The sequence below is a fragment of the Tianxiuia mixotrophica genome (assembly GCF_050596425.1).
In the GTDB taxonomy this organism is placed as follows: domain Bacteria; phylum Bacillota; class Clostridia; order Peptostreptococcales; family Acidaminobacteraceae.
Map to the genome: position 1 here is coordinate 110547 of NZ_CP192292.1, position 21096 is coordinate 131642.

18 protein-coding genes and 1 pseudogene are annotated in these 21096 nt (G+C 42.5%); 16 read left to right on the forward strand and 3 right to left on the reverse strand.

Annotation, left to right across the window (positions count from 1 at the left end):
- Window positions 1–109: 109 nt before the first annotated feature.
- From ACQ4KW_RS00540 to ACQ4KW_RS00610, 15 genes and pseudogenes are all read left to right on the forward strand, one after another.
- Window positions 110–1495 carry an MATE family efflux transporter gene (locus ACQ4KW_RS00540; protein ID WP_430884606.1) on the forward strand — a complete coding sequence of 462 codons (1386 nt, stop codon included), beginning with the start codon at window positions 110–112 and terminating at the stop codon, window positions 1493–1495.
- A gap of 289 nt (window positions 1496–1784) precedes the next feature.
- Window positions 1785–4502 carry a sigma 54-interacting transcriptional regulator gene (locus tag ACQ4KW_RS00545; protein ID WP_430884607.1) on the forward strand — a complete coding sequence of 906 codons (2718 nt, stop codon included), beginning with the start codon at window positions 1785–1787 and terminating at the stop codon, window positions 4500–4502.
- Between the two features lie 234 nt (window positions 4503–4736).
- Entirely contained in the window at window positions 4737–5003 is a 267-nt protein-coding gene (locus ACQ4KW_RS00550) for an HPr family phosphocarrier protein (protein ID WP_430884608.1), read from the forward strand.
- Between the two features lie 11 nt (window positions 5004–5014).
- A complete protein-coding gene (locus ACQ4KW_RS00555) occupies window positions 5015–5932 on the forward strand; it encodes an N-acetylglucosamine kinase (RefSeq protein ID WP_430884609.1) in 918 nt (305 codons plus the stop codon).
- A 96-nt stretch (window positions 5933–6028) separates the two neighbouring features.
- Complete coding sequence (locus ACQ4KW_RS00560; RefSeq protein WP_430884610.1) at window positions 6029–6334, forward strand: PTS sugar transporter subunit IIB; 306 nt, start codon at window positions 6029–6031, stop codon at window positions 6332–6334.
- Window positions 6335–6419: 85 nt separating this feature from the next.
- Window positions 6420–7733 carry a PTS sugar transporter subunit IIC gene (locus ACQ4KW_RS00565; protein ID WP_430884611.1) on the forward strand — a complete coding sequence of 438 codons (1314 nt, stop codon included), beginning with the start codon at window positions 6420–6422 and terminating at the stop codon, window positions 7731–7733.
- 226 nt (window positions 7734–7959) lie between these two features.
- On the forward strand, window positions 7960–9270 hold the full coding sequence (locus ACQ4KW_RS00570; protein ID WP_430884612.1) for a 6-phospho-beta-glucosidase: 1311 nt from the start codon (window positions 7960–7962) through the stop codon (window positions 9268–9270).
- A gap of 75 nt (window positions 9271–9345) precedes the next feature.
- Entirely contained in the window at window positions 9346–9672 is a 327-nt protein-coding gene (locus ACQ4KW_RS00575; RefSeq protein ID WP_430886525.1) for a PTS lactose/cellobiose transporter subunit IIA, read from the forward strand.
- Window positions 9657–10742: a DUF871 domain-containing protein gene (locus tag ACQ4KW_RS00580; protein WP_430884613.1), complete on the forward strand. Its 1086-nt coding sequence runs from the start codon at window positions 9657–9659 to the stop codon at window positions 10740–10742. Before ACQ4KW_RS00575 ends, ACQ4KW_RS00580 begins: the two co-directional genes overlap by 16 nt.
- Window positions 10742–11935 (forward strand): N-acetylglucosamine-6-phosphate deacetylase, encoded by a 1194-nt coding sequence (gene nagA / locus ACQ4KW_RS00585; RefSeq protein ID WP_430884614.1) that lies wholly within the window; start codon window positions 10742–10744, stop codon window positions 11933–11935. The genes ACQ4KW_RS00580 and nagA overlap by 1 nt, the downstream gene beginning before the upstream one ends.
- Window positions 11923–12678, forward strand: a pseudogene (nagB, locus tag ACQ4KW_RS00590) (glucosamine-6-phosphate deaminase). The gene nagA and the pseudogene nagB overlap by 13 nt, the downstream one beginning before the upstream one ends.
- The gene (locus tag ACQ4KW_RS00595) at window positions 12665–12931 is read left to right on the forward strand and encodes an HPr family phosphocarrier protein (RefSeq protein ID WP_430884615.1); all 267 of its coding nucleotides are present in this window, start codon (window positions 12665–12667) and stop codon (window positions 12929–12931) included. The pseudogene nagB and the gene ACQ4KW_RS00595 overlap by 14 nt, the downstream one beginning before the upstream one ends.
- Entirely contained in the window at window positions 12928–14625 is a 1698-nt protein-coding gene (gene ptsP, locus ACQ4KW_RS00600) for a phosphoenolpyruvate--protein phosphotransferase (RefSeq protein ID WP_430884616.1), read from the forward strand. The genes ACQ4KW_RS00595 and ptsP overlap by 4 nt, the downstream gene beginning before the upstream one ends.
- Before the next feature lie 269 nt (window positions 14626–14894).
- Window positions 14895–15782 carry a hypothetical protein gene (locus tag ACQ4KW_RS00605; RefSeq protein WP_430884617.1) on the forward strand — a complete coding sequence of 296 codons (888 nt, stop codon included), beginning with the start codon at window positions 14895–14897 and terminating at the stop codon, window positions 15780–15782.
- A 12-nt stretch (window positions 15783–15794) separates the two neighbouring features.
- A complete protein-coding gene (locus ACQ4KW_RS00610; RefSeq protein ID WP_430884618.1) occupies window positions 15795–16013 on the forward strand; it encodes a hypothetical protein in 219 nt (72 codons plus the stop codon).
- Between the two features lie 75 nt (window positions 16014–16088).
- On the opposite strand, the gene ACQ4KW_RS00615 is transcribed toward ACQ4KW_RS00610, so the two are convergent.
- The 3 genes from ACQ4KW_RS00615 to ACQ4KW_RS00625 form a co-directional block, all read right to left on the reverse strand.
- On the reverse strand, window positions 16089–17699 hold the full coding sequence (locus ACQ4KW_RS00615) for a PhnE/PtxC family ABC transporter permease (RefSeq protein ID WP_430884619.1): 1611 nt from the start codon (window positions 17697–17699) through the stop codon (window positions 16089–16091).
- Window positions 17692–18459, reverse strand: coding sequence for a phosphonate ABC transporter ATP-binding protein (locus ACQ4KW_RS00620; RefSeq protein ID WP_430884620.1), 768 nt, complete (start codon window positions 18457–18459; stop codon window positions 17692–17694). The genes ACQ4KW_RS00615 and ACQ4KW_RS00620 overlap by 8 nt, the downstream gene beginning before the upstream one ends.
- A 151-nt stretch (window positions 18460–18610) precedes the next feature.
- Window positions 18611–19513 (reverse strand): putative selenate ABC transporter substrate-binding protein, encoded by a 903-nt coding sequence (locus ACQ4KW_RS00625; protein ID WP_430884621.1) that lies wholly within the window; start codon window positions 19511–19513, stop codon window positions 18611–18613.
- 360 nt (window positions 19514–19873) lie between these two features.
- Here ACQ4KW_RS00625 and msrB point away from each other — a divergent pair, with 360 nt between their 5' ends.
- Entirely contained in the window at window positions 19874–21010 is a 1137-nt protein-coding gene (msrB, locus tag ACQ4KW_RS00630; RefSeq protein WP_430884622.1) for a peptide-methionine (R)-S-oxide reductase MsrB, read from the forward strand.
- Window positions 21011–21096 lie beyond the last annotated feature (86 nt).

A 21096-nucleotide genomic window follows, 5' to 3' on the forward strand; every position in this document is an offset into this window, starting at 1 on the left:
CAACAGAAATGGACATTTTGTCTCAAAAACACTTGCTTGACACTTCATATATTCATGACTATGATAAATCCGGATGTATGCGTGTTTAGACATATAAGAGGTGAAACGCATGAAAAAAACAGATTTGACGCAAGGGTCTATACTTAAGGGACTCATTCTCATGGCCCTGCCAATTATGGGCACATCATTTTTACAAATGGCATATAACTTAACAGATATGATTTGGATTGGTCGACTGGGGAGTCGAGCGGTGGCAGCTGTTGGAACAGCAGGATTTTATCCTTGGCTAGGCTTTGCTGTTATACGGCTGACTCAGGTTGGTGTAGAAGTCTGGGTGTCCCAGTCCATAGGCAGAAGAGATGAATCTGCGGCCAGAAAATATGCAAGAAGTGCCGTACAGATGAACTTTGTGCTGGCCTTTTTATTCAGTATGGCAATAATTCTTTTCAGACAGCCCCTCATCGGATTTTTCAATATTAATGACGCTTGGGTGAATGAAAACGCTGTGGGCTACTTGATGATTGTGGCAGCGGCCATGATATTCCAGTTTTCTAACCAAGTTTTTTCAGGAATTTTTAATGGGTCAGGTGATAGTCGTACGCCTTTTTCCATCAACACAATAGGCCTGGTGGCCAATATGGTTCTTGATCCACTTCTCATATTTGGAATTGGTGGTTTTCAAGGTTTTGGTGTGATAGGTGCAGCCTATGCAACAGCCCTTTCTCACATTGTTGTCTTCACCATATTCTGGTTGGTTATGCAAAAGCAAGAGCGCGAACTCTTTCACTTCAACCTGCTTAAGAGACCAGACTTTGATGCCATGCAGCAGATTTTCAAAACGGGTCTGCCTGTGGGGATTCAAAGTGGTGCTTTTACAATCTTCGCCATGATTATTGGTCGTATTATTGGAGCTTGGGGACCTGTGCCGATTGCTGTACAAAAGGTCGGTTCTCAAATTGAAGCCCTCAGCTGGATGACGGCCAACGGTTTTGCGACGGCTCTTGGGTCATTTACAGGACAAAATTATGGTGCAAAACAGTGGGAACGTATTAAGAGGGGATATTTTATAGCCCTTCAAATTATGTCTGTTGTGGGGATTGCCGTAACAGCTCTCCTCGTACTGGGCGCTGAGCCCCTGTTTAAAATATTTATTCAGGAGCCTGAATCCGTGGCCATTGGTGTTGTATACCTACAAATACTGGGCCTATCTCAACTCTTTATGTGTATTGAAATTACAACATCGGGGGCTTTTAATGGCTTGAACAGGACTTTGCCACCATCCCTTGTTAGTATTGTGTTTACAGGGCTGAGGGTACCTGGAGCCATCATTCTGTCAAGACCAGAGTTTCTAGGCCTTGAAGGGGTTTGGTGGAGCATTAGTATGACCAGTGTCTTCAAGGGACTCATTCTAGTGGGCTGGTTCATGATCTTACTGTACTCATCAAAACTAACACCAGACTGGAACAAGACACCAGAAGCCGTTTGTTGTGAATAAACTTAAGCTAGGGGATGTTTTTTTAAAAACATCCCCTTTTGTGTACCTGGAAATTGACTTTCGCTCAAGTTCATAGCAAAGAGGCTTTGACAACATAAAAGACATACCTTGTTTATAGGGCCTTTTGATTGTTCTGTTTGCTTTTTTTGAAGGACTTGGGTAATGTATTCAATAAGAAACAATAATAAGAAACAATAATAAAAAGCAATTATAAAAAACAATTGTAGAAAAATATAGAGTGAACTTACAGGCAGAACCATTTATGAATGATTAAACAGGGGCGTAGTCGATGAAAAGAGTAGATCAAGTTTTGGAAGCTCTAAAGCACTTGGAAAAAGAATACAAAGATGGTGTGACGGCGGAAGATGTTGGAGACTACCTTCATTTGGATCGTTCCAGTGCATCCCGTTATTTAAACAAACTCGTGCGTACGAGTGCCATAGTCAAAATCGATGGTCGTCCTGTGCGCTTTGCTTCAGAAGCCAAGGCGCCGTCAGGCAGACCTCAATCACCACATCATCAAGAGGAAAGGGCAGTCAGTGCCCATGTCAACATTGTGGGTTCGGATAGAAGTCTTCAAATCCCTATTCAGCAAGCCAAGGCCGCTATACTTTATCCACCAGACGGCCTTCATACCCTCCTGCTTGGAGAAACAGGGGTGGGAAAATCTATGTTTGCGGAGTTTATGTACAGGTTTTCTATGCAGTCAGGCATGGTTGGCAAACAAGCCCCATTCATAAGATTCAATTGTGCGGATTATGCTGAAAACCCACAACTGGTCATGGCTCAAATTTTTGGTGTGAGAAAAGGGGCCTACACAGGGGCTGACAAGGACAAAGACGGACTCCTCCTTCAAGCCAATGGGGGCATACTTTTCCTTGATGAAGTGCATAGGCTGTCCCCTCAAGGCCAGGAGATGCTCTTTACCTTTATAGATAAAGGCGTATTCAGAAAACTAGGGGAAACAGAAGGTTTGGAGCATGCCAAAGTACAAATCATCGCTGCCACAACGGAAGACCCTTCATCATTTTTATTAAAAACCTTCACAAGGCGTATTCCTATGGTGATCACACTGCCAGCCCTTCGTGACAGAACCTTTGAAGAACGTATGGCCCTCATAGATACCTTCCTTAGACTGGAAGCCAAGCGGATTGGTAAGAGCGTCTATGTCAATAAGAACTCCCTCATATCCCTGCTTTTATATGACTGCCCAAATAATATTGGTCAGTTGCGCAGTGATATACAACTGGCCTGTGCCAAGGCCTTCCTTAAATACAAGTCAAAGGATGAAAACTACATTCTAATCACCCAGTCCGACTTGCCCCAGCATGTGAAACGGGGCCTTATGAAGATTCAGGACCACCGCGGTGAAATTGACTATCTTTTGAAAAGTGGTGAAGATATTTTCCGCTACCACTCAGAAGACACCTTGGAACTTGAAATGGAAATTGAAAAGGAATTAGAACCCTTTTATGAACACATAGAAGAAAAAGTCATCAATCTCAAATCAACGGGGATGGATTCAGGACAAATTCATGAAATACTAAATGGAGATATTGAGTCTCATTTTAACAAGCTCCTCAACTCCGTCCCCAACCAGCAGAGAAAAGAGGAAGTCGCTAAATTAGTGGATCCGGAAATTCTCGACTTCACAGAACGTATTTTGGGATCAGCCGGGACCATGCTGGGCAAGGTTTTTGATGAAAACGTATTTTTCCCAATGGCTCTGCACCTGCACGGGAGTATTGAAAGAATACGAACGGGACAAACCATATATCATCCCCAGCTCAATGTTATTCGTGTGAATTTTCCAGATGCCTTCATGGCAGCCATGGATATAGCCCGGGAGATGGACGAGACCTTTAAAATTCAAACACCCCTTGATGAAATAGGCTATATTGCCATGTTTCTGGCAGCAGATCCTCAGGAGGTCCTCAGTTCAGAGGAGCCTAAGGTGGGGATTGTGGTTCTTATGCATGGCCCAAGCACAGCCTCAAGTATGGTCCAGGTGGCCAATTCACTTGTTGGCAAAGACCATGCCATTGGCCTGGATATGCCCTTGAGTATGAAGGCTGAAGACATGTACGAAATTGCTAAGGAAGAAATTATACGAGCCAATACAGGCCGGGGCGTTCTCCTTATGGTGGACATGGGGTCCCTTGCAAACTTTGGATCCCTTATATCTGAAGAACTGGATATTGTCATTAAAACAGTAGACATGACATCCACCCCCCTCGTGATTGAAGCTTGTCGAAAGGCGGCCCTCGGCAGGGAGCTAAGTGAAATATACAGGGCGTGTTTATCCAGTCTCGGCAGGCGTGCGGAGAGCGGAAACGACCCATCTCATTCACGAACAGACTTAATCATCACGGCCTGTTTCACAGGTGAAGGGGCTTCGGAAAGACTTAGAAAAATAGTTGAAGCTCAAATCGTGGACATACCGGAAATTGAGGTCCGGTCCCTTAACATATTGAATAGAAAAGAGTTTATCAAAAACCTGGATGCTCTTAGGACGGATTATAGAATCCTAGCTGTTGTGAGCACCATAGATATGGTTATTGACCATTATCCTCTCATACCTGCTGTAGAACTTCTCGGTGGTGGCGGGCTTGAAAGACTTCAAACCATAGTGAATGAGGAAATGGCTTACAGGCAAATAGGGCTCTCCCTTAAAAACCATCTTCATAAGGTGGATGGAGAAGAAGCCGTTGATAAGGCCCTGGCCTTTTTGTCAGAAGTGGAAGAGAATATGGAGATTCATATTGAACATGATGTGAAGACAGGTATACTCCTTCATATGGGATTTATGCTGGACCGGATTATGTCCGGGGAGCAGATTCGATCTTTTGGCAACCTTCAAGACTACAAAAAGACTTTTGAAAATCCCTTTAAGATTGTGAGGGAAGGTCTTAAAAAATTAGAAGAAGCATTTAAAACACAGATTGATGAACACGAAGTGGCCTACGTCACACGGATGATCGTCGAGAATGAATCAAAAACTGTGTAAAGTGTGCATAGTGTGTAATAGCGTGCAATTATTTTGCACGCTATTTTTATTGTGTGCAAGTGTGAAATCTATGTTAAGTCTCAAGTATCATAGAAAAATTGACAGGAAAAATCTACTGATTTCAATATGTTCAGATAATTTGAGAAATTTTATTTTGAAAAAGAAAGAGAAAATCAAAACTTGGCACGGATGATGCGTTATATATGTGTGAGATTCGAAAGGAGACTATGAAATATGAAACAAATGAAGGTTACAGTAAAAAGCGCATCAGGATTACATGCTAGACCAGCAGGTCTGCTTTGCGGGCTGGCACAGAAGTTTGGTGCTGACATTTATATCGAAAAAGACGGCAAGAGCATTAATGGTAAAAGCATTATGGGTATACTCAGCCTGGGCACATCAAAGGGTGATGAGTTGACAATTTCAGCAGAGGGACATGATGAAGGTGAAGCGGTAAGCGCCATTGTTGAATTGTTCGAATCAAAACTGGCACACGAATAGTAGGTGAAACTATGGCAGTTGTAATTGGACTTGACGGTGGTGGAACAGGTACATCGGTGATCGTTGAAGATTTAAGCTCTTTGAAAACGCTTACCTACAATTTAGGTCCAACCAATCGACACAGTGTTGGAGATGAAAAAGTCCTAAGCACATTCAAAAATTTATTTGAGACATTATTCACTGATGAAGGTCTATCTCTTGAAGATATAAAAAGCATCTGTTTTGGAGGCGCAGGCATAGACACAAATGATGACCAGCGCATCGTCCAAGACATGTTTAAAAAATTAGGGTATAAAAACCATCTACAGGTTGTAAACGATTCCATGACAGCTTTGGTTGGTGCCAATGCAGGTAAAAACGGGGCCATCATTATAAGTGGAACAGGGTCCGTTGCCCTCGGTATTGACAGATGTGGTGAGCCAGTCCGCGTAGGCGGATGGGGACACCTCATTGATGACACCGGTTCAGCTTATGCCATAGCAAGGGATGGAATACGACTTGTTTTAGAAGGTTTTGATGGAAGAGGAGACCATACGAAAATCTGGGATGGTATGAAGAAAAAACTTGATCTTAAAAGCCCGGAAGAACTCCTTGATTTTGTATATGATCCAAAAAGGCAAAAGCAAGATATAGCTGCCCTGGCCCCTATTATCACAGATTTATCGGGTAAGGATCATGTGGCTGATCAAATTATAGACAAAACAGTGGATGACCTCTTTATTCACATAAAGGCTTTGTCAAAGCGTATGGAAACAGAAACCTTCCAGGTGGGCATGATAGGCAGTGTGCTTGAGAAATCCGATCACATTCGAGTTCGTCTTGAAGACAAGCTTCAAAGGAATTTGCCGGAAGTGATAACCCATTTCCCAAGAAAGAGCCCTGCAGAGGGTGCAGTCTTACTGGCGAAAAGTGCCATGGAAAAATCCTAAAACTGGCCTTATACCGGAAATAGTATTTTATAAGTTGCCTAGGCGGCTTGTATAACACGTATAAAAAGAAAAAGCTTAATCGTGGAGGAGAAAACTATGAGAAAAATTATGCTGGTTTGCTCGGCAGGCATGTCAACAAGCATGCTGGTAACAAAGATGAAACAAGCTGCAGAAAACCGTGGTATTGAAGCGGAAATCTTTGCTGTGGCAGAGTCTGAGGCAAAAAATCATACAGATGTTGAAGTGGCTTTACTGGGTCCACAGGTTCGCTTTCTAAAGGCCAAGTTGGAAGGCCTTTTAAAAGAACATGGCACACCGGTGGATATTATAGACACTATTGCATATGGCACTATGAACGGCGATAAGGTTCTTGACCAAGCCTTACGTCTTATTGAAGCATAGGTATTTTTATTTAATGGAGTGGATTCCCCGCAGTGGCGGGTTATCAAGCAATTATCTTATTACAACTTAACGAGGGGGAGTAATCTTGAACAAACTGATTAGTTTTCTAGAGAAGTATTTTGTTCCTGTGGCTGGTAAAGTCGGATCACAGAGACATCTAGTGGCCATTCGTGACGGCTTTGTTGCCTTAATGCCACTTATCATTGCAGGTTCATTTGCAGTGCTTATCAACAACTTGCCAGTCCCGGCGTACCAAGAGTTCATGACAGGCCTATATCCAGGCTGGAAGGCATTTGGCGGAAACATCTGGTGGGGATCATTCGCAGTCATATCCCTATTCCTGGTATTCTCCGTGGCTTATAACTTAGCCAAGGGATATGATTCCAATGGTTTGTCAGCTGGTCTTATCGCCCTGGCCAACTTCGCGATTCTTATTCCACAGGCACCACAAATCACACCACCTGTTGGTGAAGCTTTTAACGCTTGGGGAAATATCAACTGGACCTATGTCAATGCCCAAGGGATGTTCGTAGCCATTTTGGTTGCCCTTATATCCACAGAAATATTTGTAAAGCTGTCTAAGTCGGACAAGCTTGTGATTAAAATGCCTGAAGGTGTTCCGCCAGCGGTATCGAGATCTTTTGCGTCTCTATTCCCAGGCATGATTGTACTTTCAATCTTTGCTATTGCGGCAATTCTTATCACAGCAGTAACAGGCACAGACCTATTTGCTCTCATTACAAAGTTTGTTTCAGCACCACTGACAAACGTAGCCGATTCAATGGGATCAGCAATGCTTATTGTATTTATGAACCAACTTCTATGGTTCTTTGGCCTACACGGGTCTAACATCATCGGTGGTATTATCGAACCGATTCTACTGCCACTGATCCAAACAAACATGGAAATGGTCGCAGCAGGTCAGGCACCTGTACATATCGTTACAAAGCCTTTCCTTGATGCATTCGTTTACATGGGTGGTTCTGGTACAACAATTGCCCTGCTTATCGCCATCTTTATTTCATCAAAGAGAAAGCAGCTGCGCGAAGTTGCAGGCCTAGGCTTTGCACCAGGTTTATTCAATATCAACGAACCTGTTATGTTTGGTCTTCCAATCGTACTTAATCCACTGCTTATGATTCCATTTATCTTTGGTCCAGTTATCCTTGCAGGTTTTTCTTATGCAGTTATCGCAGCGGGTATTTTCCCTATGACGATTGCCCTTATGCCTTGGACGACACCACCAATCATCGGCGGTTTTCTAGCAACGGGTTCCATTATGGGCTCTGTACTCCAGCTTATTAACCTGTCTCTTGCCATAGTAATGTATGTTCCATTCATTCTTGTTGGTGAGAAACTGGAAAAAAAGTCACTGGGTCAAGATTCTAAAGCCGCATAATTTAGAACCGCTTATAAGAGCAAGACTTTAAAAGATTAACACGAGATGTTAATAGCTAAACCTCTTAAAGGGTGGTCGGTCCGAGGGGACCGGCACCCCGAAATGGAGTCTGTCTATAGAAGAGGGACTCCATTTCAGGGTGTTCAGAAGCCATGAAAATTATGGAAAACTCAATAGGCTTAAAAAGCAAATAGAATGTTGAAAGACTCAAGAAAGGCGTGAAATTATGTCGGATATAAAGATCGCCGTCATTGGTGGAGGCAGCAGTTATACGCCAGAACTCATTGATGGATTTATTAAACGACACAAAACCCTTCCTGTGAAGGAAATCTGCTTATGTGATATTGAAAGCGGAAAAGAAAAGCTTGAAATTGTGACAGGCTTAGCGCGACGCATGGTAGAACATGCGGGCCTTCCCATTGAAATCAAGTCAACTTTAAATAGAGAAGAAGCTTTAATAGATGCAAACTTTGTATTGACCCAGCTCCGTGTTGGAGGCCTAAAAGCCCGTGCCAAGGATGAATGCATTCCACTGCGCTACGGTTTGATCGGGCAGGAAACAACTGGGGCAGGTGGATTTGCCAAGGGTCTAAGAACCATTCCGGTTATTTTAGATATATGCCGTGACATGGAAAGGCTTTGCGGGGACGCTTGGCTGATTAACTTTACCAACCCAGCGGGCATGGTAACAGAAGCGGTTTTGCGCCACACAAGCATTAAAACAATGGGACTTTGCAATGTGCCTATAGGCATGACTAAAAATGTGGCAAAAATGCTGGATGTGGATTCAAAGAGACTTTTCATTGAATTTGCAGGCCTAAACCATTTGGTGTGGGGCAAGCGAATATGGCTGGATGGCAAGCGGGTCGATGACCAAGTCTTTGATCTTATCGCAGATGGTGAAAGCATGACAATGAAAAACATTCCAGATCTTAAATGGGATGGAGACTTTTTAAAGACACTCAAGATGTTGCCATGTCCATATCATAGATATTTCTACTTAACAAAAGAAATGCTAAAAGATGAATATGAGGCCTCTAAAGACGGAAAAACAAGAGCTCAAGCGGTTATGGAAATCGAAAAGAGCCTTTTTGAAAAATATAAAGATGTGTCTTTAAATAAAAAACCAGAAGAACTGGAACAACGTGGCGGTGCCTGGTATTCAGACGCTGCGGTGTCACTGATTCAGTCCATATATGGGGACCACAGGGACATACACACAGTCAATATAAGAAATGGATCCACCATAAAAGAGTTGCCAAGTGACGCTGTTATAGAAGTCAATGCAGTTATTGGAAAGCATGGCGCACTCCCACTTTCTGTGGATGACATGTCAATTCATGCTCTCGGACTCATGCAGTCGGTGAAAGCATATGAAATACTTGCTGTAGACAGTGTCGTAAAGAAAGATAGAACACTGGCCATACAGGCTCTTGCAGTGCATCCCCTAGTGGATTCTGTTGAGACAGCACAAGCGGTTTTTGAGGATATTGTGAGAGAAAATCAAGAGTACCTATCGTATTTTGAAAGCGTTTAAGTCGGCGGCAGGAATCAATCATTCTAAAAGCGCTTAAAGTAGTAAACGGGTGAGAGAAGGAGCATTATTATGAACATGGAAATGATCGTATTTTCGTTAATAGCAAATAGCGGTGAAGGCAGAAGTTTAAGCATGGAAGCCATATCCCTTGCAAAAAAAGAAGACTTTGATGGGGCAAAGGCACTTCTTGACCAGGCCGATGAGAAAATTGCAGAAGCGCATAAGTCTCAAACAAGCCTGATTCAGTCAGAGGCAGACGGTCAAAAGGCTGAAGTGAGTCTTTTACTAATCCACGCTCAAGACCACTTGATGAATGCCATTACCATTTCTCAAATGGCCAAGGAGTTTGTAGACCTTTATCAAAAAATGTCAGGTGGTGAAACATCATGCATAGGCGCTTAGGCATCTCAGTTTATCCGGAAAATGCACCTGTACAGGAATCCATTGATTATATAAAGTTAGCCCACAAGTATGGCTTCACAAGGGTTTTTACCTGTCTTATATCAGCAACAGAAGAAAATAGCGGATTTGATGATTTTAAAGCGGTTGTAAAAGCGGCAGTCGACTTAGACATGATGGTTATTGCAGATGTGAGTCCAGATGTCTTTGACCAACTGGGCATTAGCCATAATGAACTTCAAATTTTCAAGGATATGGGACTGTCGGGCATACGTCTTGACCTGGGTTTTTCAGGCAATGAAGAAAGTTTCATGACCTTCAACGACCAGGACCTCATGATTGAAATCAATATGAGCAATGGCACAAAGTACCTTGACAATATTTTGAGCTTTAAGCCCAATGAAAACCGCCTGATTGGTTGCCATAATTTCTATCCTCACAGATACACAGGTCTTAGTGAATCCCATTTCTTGAAGTGTTCAAAGCAGTTTAAGGAAAAAGGTATTCGTACGGCAGCCTTTGTCGATTCAAGCCATGCAACGTTTGGCCCGTGGCCAGTGAGCGAAGGTCTATGTACCGTAGAAGATCACCGAGGTCTTGATATTGCGACACAGGCAAAAGCTCTTTTCAATACAGAGCTGATCGATGATGTGATCATTGCCAATGCCTTCGCGTCAGAAGAAGAATTAAAGGCTCTTGGAGCTCTCAATCCATATTTGCTTGAGCTGAATGTAGACCTTGAGGAAAACATCTCAGAAGTTATGAAAAAAATCGTCATAGAAGAACCACATTTCAACCGTGGTGATGTGTCAGAATACATGATTCGTTCCACACAAAGCCGTGTCAAGTATAAGGGAGAACATTTTGAAGCCTTTAATACACCACCGATTAAGCGTGGAGACATACTTATTGAAAGCTCTCTCTACAAGCGTTATGCAGGGGAGCTACAGATCGCCCTTAAAGATATGGACAACAGTGGACGGACCAATGTTGTTGGAAAAATAGCAGAAGATGAGATCTATTTACTGGATCAAATTGAGCCGTGGCAAAAATTTAGAATGAAGGTTAAATAATGAATGTAAAAGTCTTGCTAGCAGACAAAACATTGATTGGAAAAACACTTATGGAGAACATGGCTGTCATTTACGACAGTCATATTCTTTCTGTGGTTCCTGTGCATGAAGTGGATGAAAATTTAAAAGCCCTATCCCTTGACCCAAAAGAGATAGAAAAGAAATTTTTTGAGGGCATTCTATCACCTGGTTTCATAGATGTTCATGTACATGGTTCTGCCGGCGTGGATGTTATGGATGGTGATGTGGATTCCCTTAAAAGGCTATCCCGAGCCCTTGCCGAGCAGGGGGTGACATCTTTTCTAGCCACGACAATTTCCAGTGACAAGGCAGATGTACATCAGGCCCTTGATGTCGTGGGACAACTTATGGATAGTGAGGCGACTTCAGATATGGGGGCAAAAGTGATCGGTGCTCATCTTGAGGGACCCTTTTTAAATCCTGAAAAGGCCGGAGCCCATGATCCGAGGTTTTTAATGGCACCTTCATCAGACTTTATTGAGGGGATGACCCATATTATACGTCTTATTACTTATGCACCAGAACTCGATGTAAACCAAGTCTTTATGAAATGGATTCGGCAAAATGCCCCTCATATAAAGCTGTCCATGGGGCATACAAATGCCACGTTTGAAGAGGCTATTCAAGCCATAAATTTGGGCATAGACAGCACGACCCATCTATTCAATGCCATGACAGGTCTTCATCATAGAGAGCCTGGTGTTGTTGGGGCTGTTCTTAGCACCGACGTTTACACAGAAATAATAGCTGACGGTGTCCATGTGCACAAGGGAGCCCTTGAAACGGCCTACAAGGCCAAAGGGGATGACCGAATGATCCTCATCACCGATGCCATGTGTGCGGCATGTATGCGACCGGGAACCTATAAACTCGGGGGGCTTGACGTGACGACAGATGGCAAGAGCGCTCGCCTTTCTAATGGAACCCTGGCTGGAAGTGTTTTAACCCAGCAGGCCGCTGTTAGGCACATGCATAAGGAAGTGGGCGTGCCTCTTGAAAGTGCCCTGTACATGGCCGCAAGTGTGCCAGCGCAAATGATAGAAGAAGACAAGTCTGGCAGGATAGAATCAGGCCTCAAGGCCGATTTTGTCTTGCTTAATCATACACTAGAAGTTGTAGAGACAATTGTCGATGGAAGGATCGTATTTGGAGGAAACGTATGCGAATCTTAATCGAAAAAAATTACGAAAAAATGAGTAGACGAGCCGCACAAATTATAGCCAGTCAAGTGACAATGCATCCCGAAAGCGTCCTAGGGCTTGCGACGGGAAGCACACCGGTGGGTATGTATAAAAACCTGGTACAAATGTTTCGCATGGGTGAGCTGAGTTTTAAAAATGTGTCATCCTTTAACCTGGATGAGTACATTGGGCTAAGAGGCGACCACCCGCAGAGTTATAAGGCATTCATGGATAAACAGCTCTTTGATCATGTTGATATAAGTGGGGAACATGTTCATATTCCTTGTGGCATGGCTTAAGATATCAGTCAGGAGTGCATGGATTATGAAAAAGCCATTGAATCACTGGGGGGGATAGACCTGCAAGTGCTTGGCATAGGCCACAATGGTCATATTGGGTTTAATGAACCAGGCTCGAACTTCGAAGCTAGAACCCACCTGGTCGACCTTGATGAAGTGACAATTCAAGCCAATGCTCGATTCTTTGATGATGTGGACCAAGTGCCCCGTCAAGCTATTAGTATGGGCATAAAGACAATTATGAAATCAAGGAAGGTTATGCTTCTTGCCAGTGGAAAAGATAAGGCTGAAATCATACAGAAAATGGTGCGGGGTCCAATCACACCGAGTGTTCCAGCGTCAATACTGCAATTACATCAAGACCTTGTCTTAGTCCTTGATGAAGAAGCGGCATCCCTGCTAGGCAGCGGGGAGGGTTTATATGATACAGCATGAAATAAAAATCAACAATAAATTCGGACTCCATGCAAGACCAGCCAGTCATGTTGTTGACACAGCAGATAAGTACCAGTCAGACATATATTTTATACATGGTGACCATGTTGCTAATGGATCGAGTATACTGGATCTTATGTCTGTGGCAGCAGGAGCGTGTAGGCTTACAATTCAGGTTGATGGAAGTGATGAAAAAGAAGCCCTAGAGGGCATTCTCAAAGTTTTAAAGGAAGAGATTGAGGTGGAGATATGATCGGAATCCCTGCATCGCCAGGCATTGCCATCGGTCGTGCTCATTTGCTTGCAACATCTGGGGATCAGATTGTAGAGTACAACAAAGGCACCACCGACGATGAACTGTTGGGTTTAAAATCAGCTGTTCAAAAGGCAAAAGAGGAAATTGAAGACATTAAAAATATGACAGAAGAAAATATGGGCAGCCATGAGGCGCAAATTTTTGAGTCCCATTTGATGATACTATCTGACCCTGAACTCCTGGGTCATATTGAAGAGGGCATTAAAGACGATATGTCAGCGCCGGATGCCGTGATCCAGTCCACAGATTTCTTTGCGGAAATGTTTGCAGCCATGGACAATCCCTACATGCAAGAAAGGGCAGCTGATATTCGTGATGTGCTTGGACGGGTGAAAAATGCCTTGCTTGGCATAGAGACTTCTGGCCTTAAGGACATTTCTGAACCTGTTATATTGGTTACCCATGATTTGACACCATCAGACACAGCCCAGTTGCCTAAGAATCTAATTCTTGGATTTGTCACAGAGGTGGGAGGTGCGACGTCCCATTCGGCCATTATGGCTAGAACGCTTGAAATACCAGCGGTTGTAGGCGCTTCGTACGCCCTTGGAGGTATAGAGCATGGGGATTTGGTCATTCTTGATGGAGACACAGGAGAAATCCTTAAAAATCCTGATGACAAACTTCTTTCCACTTATGAAGAAAAACGCAAAAAAGAAGCGGTAGAAAAAGAAAAACTGAATGCACTAATTGGTCAAGCATCTGTTTCAAAATGTGGAAAACAGGTGGAAGTGGCATGCAATATAGGATCACCAGATGATGTGGCTGTCGTTAATAAAAATGATGGAGAAGGCGTGGGCCTTTTCAGAAGTGAGTTTTTATATATGGACAGATCAGAGCTACCATCTGAAGATGAACAGTTTTCGGCCTATAAGGAAGCTGTGAGCGGACTTGGTGGAAAACCTGTCATTATAAGAACCCTGGATGTTGGCGGAGACAAAAATATCCCTTATTTGGATTTACCAAAAGAAATGAATCCCTTTCTTGGATACAGAGCCATTCGCTACTGTCTCGATGAGTCTGAAGTCTTTTTGACCCAGCTTAGGGCCATATTACGGGCCAGTGCCTTTGGAAAAGCCAAGATTATGTTTCCCATGATTTCAACAATGGATGAACTTAAAAAAGCCAAAGCCTTTGTCTATGAGGCCATGAAGTCTCTTGATGAAAAGGGTGTTTCCTATGATAAGAACATTGAAATAGGCATGATGATAGAAATACCTGCTGCGGCTTTGATATCAGATATTTTGGCTGAAGAAGTTGACTTTTTCAGTATTGGAACCAATGATTTGGTTCAGTATACAACGGCTGTAGACAGGATGAATCAGCAGATTTCCAGTCTCTACACACCTTATCATCCAGCTGTACTACGCCTTATTAAAATGGTTATTGAAAATGGCCACAAGGCAGGCATTTGGGTTGGCATGTGCGGGGAAGCCGCAGGTATAAAAGACTTGGTGCCCCTATGGTTGGCCATGGGACTTGACGAGTTCAGTGTCAGCCCATCCTCAGTACTACGTGTTCGTGGGCAGATAAGAGACCTAGACCGTGAAGCGTTAGGGGACTTGGTTAAAAAGACATTGAGTCAGCCAAGTGCTCATGAAGTCAAAGACCTGCTAAACTCAGTGGTATAAACAAGTGTAAGACACCCAAAATAGATACACTCACAGCACCAAACATTTTCCCTTTATAACCAAGACCCTGCGTCCCAATGCGCAGGGTCTTGGTTTTTTTATTGCCTGCACTCCAGAATTACATTTATATGAATTTAATGTTATAATATCCTTATATAACCAATCGATTATGCTTATTCAAAGTCGAAATATGTTGAAGAGGTTGAATGGGTAACTGAAAGAGCACAAAATGACATTGATGGTATTAAAAGTATATAGGAGGTTATAAAATGAGGAAAATCACAAGTTTTATTCTTATTATGATGTTATTGATTTCTACGTCAGTGGTATCTTTTGCAGCAAATAATGAAAGTGCATCGCTTACCCAATCCGAGTATGATGGCATTATTCAACTAATTAACAAGTCTGATGCAGAGTTTATGAAAGAAGGCTATACTAAAAAGCAAATTGAAGAAATAAAGAATTATAAAAAGGAACTTGTTAAGTCAATTAAAATGTACTCAAAATACTCTTCTGAAGAGTTGAAAACATTGGGATTTTCTAATAGGCAGATAGAGGCGTTTCAGAATCTGAGTCTAGAGCAACCTAAATTCACGCTTTTTTCAACATTTTCTAAAACGGCAGATTTAGAAACTCCAGATCAGTTTTTATCAGCCAATTTAACTAGAAGGTTAACTGGTGATGTAACAATGAGTGTTCGCAAATACAGAGTAAGTGGTGATGATGTTACTTTTAAGGCAACATGGAAATGGGATGGACGTCCATTGGTTTGTGGTTTTAGTGAAAGTGTTGGATTTGCATGGACGAATGGCTTTACTCTAGATAGTTATAGCGATTTGGATGTTACGGTTACTGATACTTTCAAAAATGTCTCTCATGATGTGTCTACTTCTGACAAAGATACTGAAGATCCTGATGGTTCATGTAGATTTAAGTGGCCTACTGCACACGCAGGATGGCTATATGATAAAGGCGTTTGTTACTTAACTCTAAGAAATGATGATAATGCTTCTGATACAACTATGTCATGGAAATATGCACATGGTACAATTCAAATAACAGGTTTTGGTGTAAGTGCTTCAGGTAGTTCAATAAGTGTTGCAGCTAGTTCAACTGAGATGACGAAAGGCTTGAAGAGATTTTCGTATCTAAATTAAGAGGATTAAAAAATGATAAGAAATATAAAACTTTTAGGATATGGACTATTAATTTTCTTCCTAAATGTGGCGTTTTCAGATAACATGGCACGCTTCCTAGGTACAGGAAATAATGGAGAGGGATATATTGTAGCGGCTATTTACACGCACACCGCTGTTGTCTCGGTGATTGCAATTGTTTTCTATAAGAAAATATGCGAGCTCATATCAAAAAAGAATGACAGTGAATAGAAAAATTTATAAAAGCGCTCGTAAGATATGTTTTACGAGCGCTTTTTAATGTGCAAAATTGGTCTTAATAAATCCCTAAAAAGCATAGCGCCGAAGCACCCGTGACAGCTTGTCTACACCACCAATAAGACCCAGATAGCATATGAGATAGAGGGTCACATCTGAATAGTGGAACCAGCTCATGCTTAGTTTAAAAGCTTGTCCTAAGCCGCCTGCGCCTACAAATCCAACAATAATGGTCGTGCGAATGATAACCTCCCACCTGTATAAAATATAGGTTATGAATTTAGGCAGGACCATAGGTATAAGACCATAAAAAAGTCTTTGTGTCGTGTTTGCGCCGGAAACCCTTAAGCTTTCAAGAGGGCTTTGCTCCATGTTCTCCACCACTTCAGCAAAGAGTTTACCCAGAATACCAAAGTTGTGGACAGCGAGAGCCAGCACACCAGGAAGGGGGCCAGGCTTAAAAAGAAATACAAAAAACATGGCCCACACGAGTTCTGGAACGGCCCGTGCGCCTATAAAAATAGCCCTTAAAATTGTAAAAGAAGTCTTTTGAACCACGCTCACAATAGGTCCATCAGTCTGTTTTTCCATTCGAGAAGCCGGTATGGCTAGTAAAATAGCAAAAAGACTGGCCAGACAGATAGACAGTATACTCATCTGTAGGGTTTCAAGCGATAAACCTAAGGCTGATACCCATTTTGCCTTATCGAGAAAGGCTGGGAGTGTTTCTCCGAAACCTAAAAGCCCTTTTAAAAACTTTATGGTGAAGTGAAGGTTTTTATCATTTATTAAATCCCGCAGGTAAATGCCCTCAGTGATATGGATAAATGACCAAGCCCCAATAGCACCTACAAAAGACATGATTAAAGAAAGTTTTCTCAGGTTCCATGTCCTCGAATTGCCAAGGTCCATAGATTTTCTTAGCTGACTGCTCCAAACCTCAATAAGGAAAATAAGGGCGATCAATCCGTAGAGATAGGTAAAAGCTTCATTGTATTCAAGATCAGACAGGCTGAGCTGTATGTAGTAGCCCAGGCCACCAAGCCCAACAAAACTCATGACCGTTGAGGCGCGAATGGCACATTCAAACCTGTACATGGCGTAGCTGACCATATTGGGAAGGGCATGGGGCAAGTAGACATAAAATAGTTTTTGAAGGCGACCTGCACCTGTAATATCAAGAGCCTGGATAGGGTCTTCTGGCACATCAAGCAGCATATCTGCAAAGATTCTCCCCAGGGTGCCACCATATGGAATGCCTAAGGCCAGTATGGCAGACAAGGGATGGAGTCCAAAAGCTGCAACAAAAAGCCAGGCCCATACCAGTTCGTGGATAGACCGCATGAAAGTTAATAAACTTCGCACCGCTCTTGAAATGAAAGGGAGCCTTGTCCTCGGTGAATGGTGTTTAGAAAGCACACCAGAGGCGAATACGCCAAGTATGAGGGCGATTAAAATAGAAACACTCATGCCTGCTATGGCGTAGGCGCTTGTTATACCAGCTGCGTGTAGGGTTCTTAAGATGACATCCTGACTTAAGTCAGGATGCAACACCCCTTCTAGGAGTTGTTTAGCCATAGCGTATCCGCCCTTGTGTATAAGTTCTTCTGTCCAGTCAACAGACTGGAAACCCCATAAGATGGTTAGGGTAATAAAAAAATTCATAAATCTCTTATTCATAGTCGTCCCCCTGGGGGCTTGACTCGATTTCATAGAGGGCTTGAATGTCCCTGTCTGTAAGAGCCTCAGAAGTTTTATCGAAAAGCAAGCGTCCATTTTTTAGGCCTACAACCCTTGTAAAGTATGCTTTGGCAAAGTCTATAGAATGCATACTGGCTATGAGGACTTTATCACCACTTCTTGTCATGGCACAAAGATGGTCAAGAATTTGACGGGCACGCTCTGGATCAAGAGAAGCCACAGGTTCGTCAGCTAGAATAATTTGAGGGTCCTGAACAAGGAGCCTTGCCAGGGCAACGCGTTGCTTCTCTCCACCTGAAAGAACCGCGGTTTTTTCATGAAGCTTGTCTTCAATGCCAACTTGACGCAGGGCAGCAGCGGCACTTTCTACGTTTTGTGGAACAATAAGAGAAACCAGGGATTTTAAAGTGGACCAGCGGCCTAGATGACCAGCCAGAACATTGTGAACGACTTTTAGAGGTTCTATAAGGTCGAAGCGCTGGCGTATAAGCCCTATTAATACGGACCGGTCCCTTTTTGACAGGGTTTTGAAATCAGTGGATTTGACCTTGAAATCTCCTGTGTCGCTTGATTCTGAACCAGAAAGAATAGATAACAAGGTGGACTTGCCTGCTCCACTAGACCCGATTAAGGCAATTCGCTCCCCGGGGCTTACATCAAAGCTAAAGTCACTTAAGGCCTGAAGTTGACCGTATTTTTTTGAGATATTATCAATGTGTATAAGTGTATTTTTCTCCATAGAGTGCTTCATTCCTTTTAGCACAAAGCCCACTTATCACAACGATTAGGTCGTGACAAGTGGGTCTGCATGATTATATTATGCTTGAGTTTCCATGTTATAAATAGACGTGAAAGCAGATTATTAAGGTAGTCCGATCTAGTGAGTGCTTTTAGTTAATGATGCCAAGTGCCTCAGCAACACCTTTAATGGCGTCATAGTTGTTGTTATTTGTTTCAATAAACTTGTCATCCTTGAAAAGTTCCATGATTTCTGGGTTGGCTTCACCAAAACTTAAAAGCGCTTCCTTAACAGATTCTTTCGTGCCCTCACCGAATTTTTCATCCGTGTTGTTAATAGTCCAGTTGTAGTCATAGTAAGCAGGTGTCGTGTAGAAAACATCTACCTTTGTGAGATCAACCTTGCCATCTTCCACAGCTGCTTCCCAAACCGCTTCGTTTAGGGCACCCACTTCAAATGCACCAGATTCAACCAGTTTCCATGTTTTGTCGTGAGACCCTGAGTAGTTAGGATCACCGTTTAGGTCAGCGTTTGGATCAATACCAGCCTCCATCATAAAGTGTCGAGGCATCAGATGACCCGATGTTGAGCTTTCGCTACCAAATGTCAGTGTCTTTCCTATAATGTCTTCTATAGAACTTAGTTCCAGTGATTTTTGTGCGACGAAAACCGAATGGAAGGCTTCATCACGCGGACGTTGCGCAATGGCTTCAGATCCCTCAACAGCTTCTCGTACCTGAACACCAGTTAAACCGCCAAACCATCCAAGGTCAACATCGCCACGTTCAAAAGCTGTTACTAAAGCTGCATAGTCTACAGTTGGAACATATTCAACTTCAAGGCCTGTTTCTTGACCAATATAGGCCGCGAGTTCATCAAATCGCTTATTGAGTTTAGATGCATTTTGGTCAGGAATGGCACCGATTTTAAACACTGGGGTTTCGACAGGTGTTGTCGTATCATCTGTTGCCGTTTCTGTTTCTTGACCACCGCTACATGCCACTAGAAAAAGGGCTGCAATAGCCAGCGTTATTAAAAAAAATTTCTTATTCATTGATTTCCTCCACTGAGTATGTACTTTGAATGTCATGCAAATATAAAGTTTATTCCTGACTAGAGTACTAAGGATTAATCCGAATGTACAATTAAATCTATCTATAGTCTTTTGGGGATCATAGAAAGTTCCTATATGAGGCGCCTTAAAAATATAGATAAGGCCCTCTATGTATCTTATAAGCTCATCCTATTCTAAACAACATAATGGTGTCGGCCATAATCATCATGGAATCAACACACTGTGTGAATGGACTGTAAACATTCTGAAAACAATACTGTTTTGGTGGTGTTTGTTTGACTTATAGGGTAATTAAATACTAGGCAGGTGCCGAACTGTGTGCAGGAAAGAAGTGATTTTATGAAGAACAAGAAAAAATTATACGCAATCATCTCAGTTTTAATCATACTTGCTGGTGCATTTTTCGTATATACAGTGAATCAACCGAAGGAAAAATCAGCTGCTCAAATAATGTATTACGAAAAAGACGTGTCTGAGTTAGAGGTAGCCACACTGGCTGGCGGCTGTTTCTGGTGCATGGAGTCTCCTTTTGAAAAGATAGTGGGTGTTCATTCTGTCATCTCAGGTTATACAGGTGGGGATGTTGAGAATCCAACTTATAAAGAAGTTTCCTCAGGCACCACAGGCCACCTCGAAGCTGTACAGGTATTTTATGACCCTGAAATTATAAGTTATGAAGAAATTCTGGAAATCTTTTGGAGGCAAATAGACCCAACCGATCCAGACGGTTCATTTGTGGACAGAGGTTACCAGTACACATCAGCTATTTTTTATCATGATGAAGACCAAAAGGCTATCGCCGAGAAGTCTCTTGAAAACATGGATGCTTCAGGACGATTTGATAAAGCCATTGTCACACCAATAAGAGAGTTTGAAATTTTTTATGATGCTGAAGACTATCATCAGGACTATTACAAAAAAAGCCCAATTCGCTATAAGTTCTATAGATATAATTCTGGACGAGATCAGTTCCTAGATAAGGTTTGGGGCGATGATAGAGAGGTCATCGGATTGGAGTCTAAAATGTCAAAATATCAAAACTTTGATAAGGATCAAAGACTGGAAGAATTAACGGACCTTCAGTACAAGGTCACTCAGAAAAATGGAACAGAAAAGGCCTTTGACAATGAATATTGGGACAATAAAGAAGAGGGTATTTATGTGGATATCGTATCAGGAGAGCCTCTTTTTAGTTCTAAGGACAAGTATGCATCTGGAACAGGCTGGCCTAGTTTTTTCAGACCCCTTGAGCCAGAAAATGTGATTATGCTTGAAGACAAGTCTCTGTTTATGAAGCGCATAGAAGTGCGTAGCAAGTATGGAGACTCCCATTTGGGTCACCTGTTTAATGATGGACCACAACCAACAGGCATGCGATATTGTCTAAACTCAGCGGCTCTTCGCTTTGTGCCAAAAGAACAAATGGAAGCGGAAGGCTATGGGGAGTATTTGAAAATATTTAAAGAGAATGACTAGTTTGGACGCTTGTAAAATTACAGGCAGTTTCATTTAGAAAAACAAAGAAGGGGCTGTTGCAAAACACAGCCCTCTTTTCATGTAAA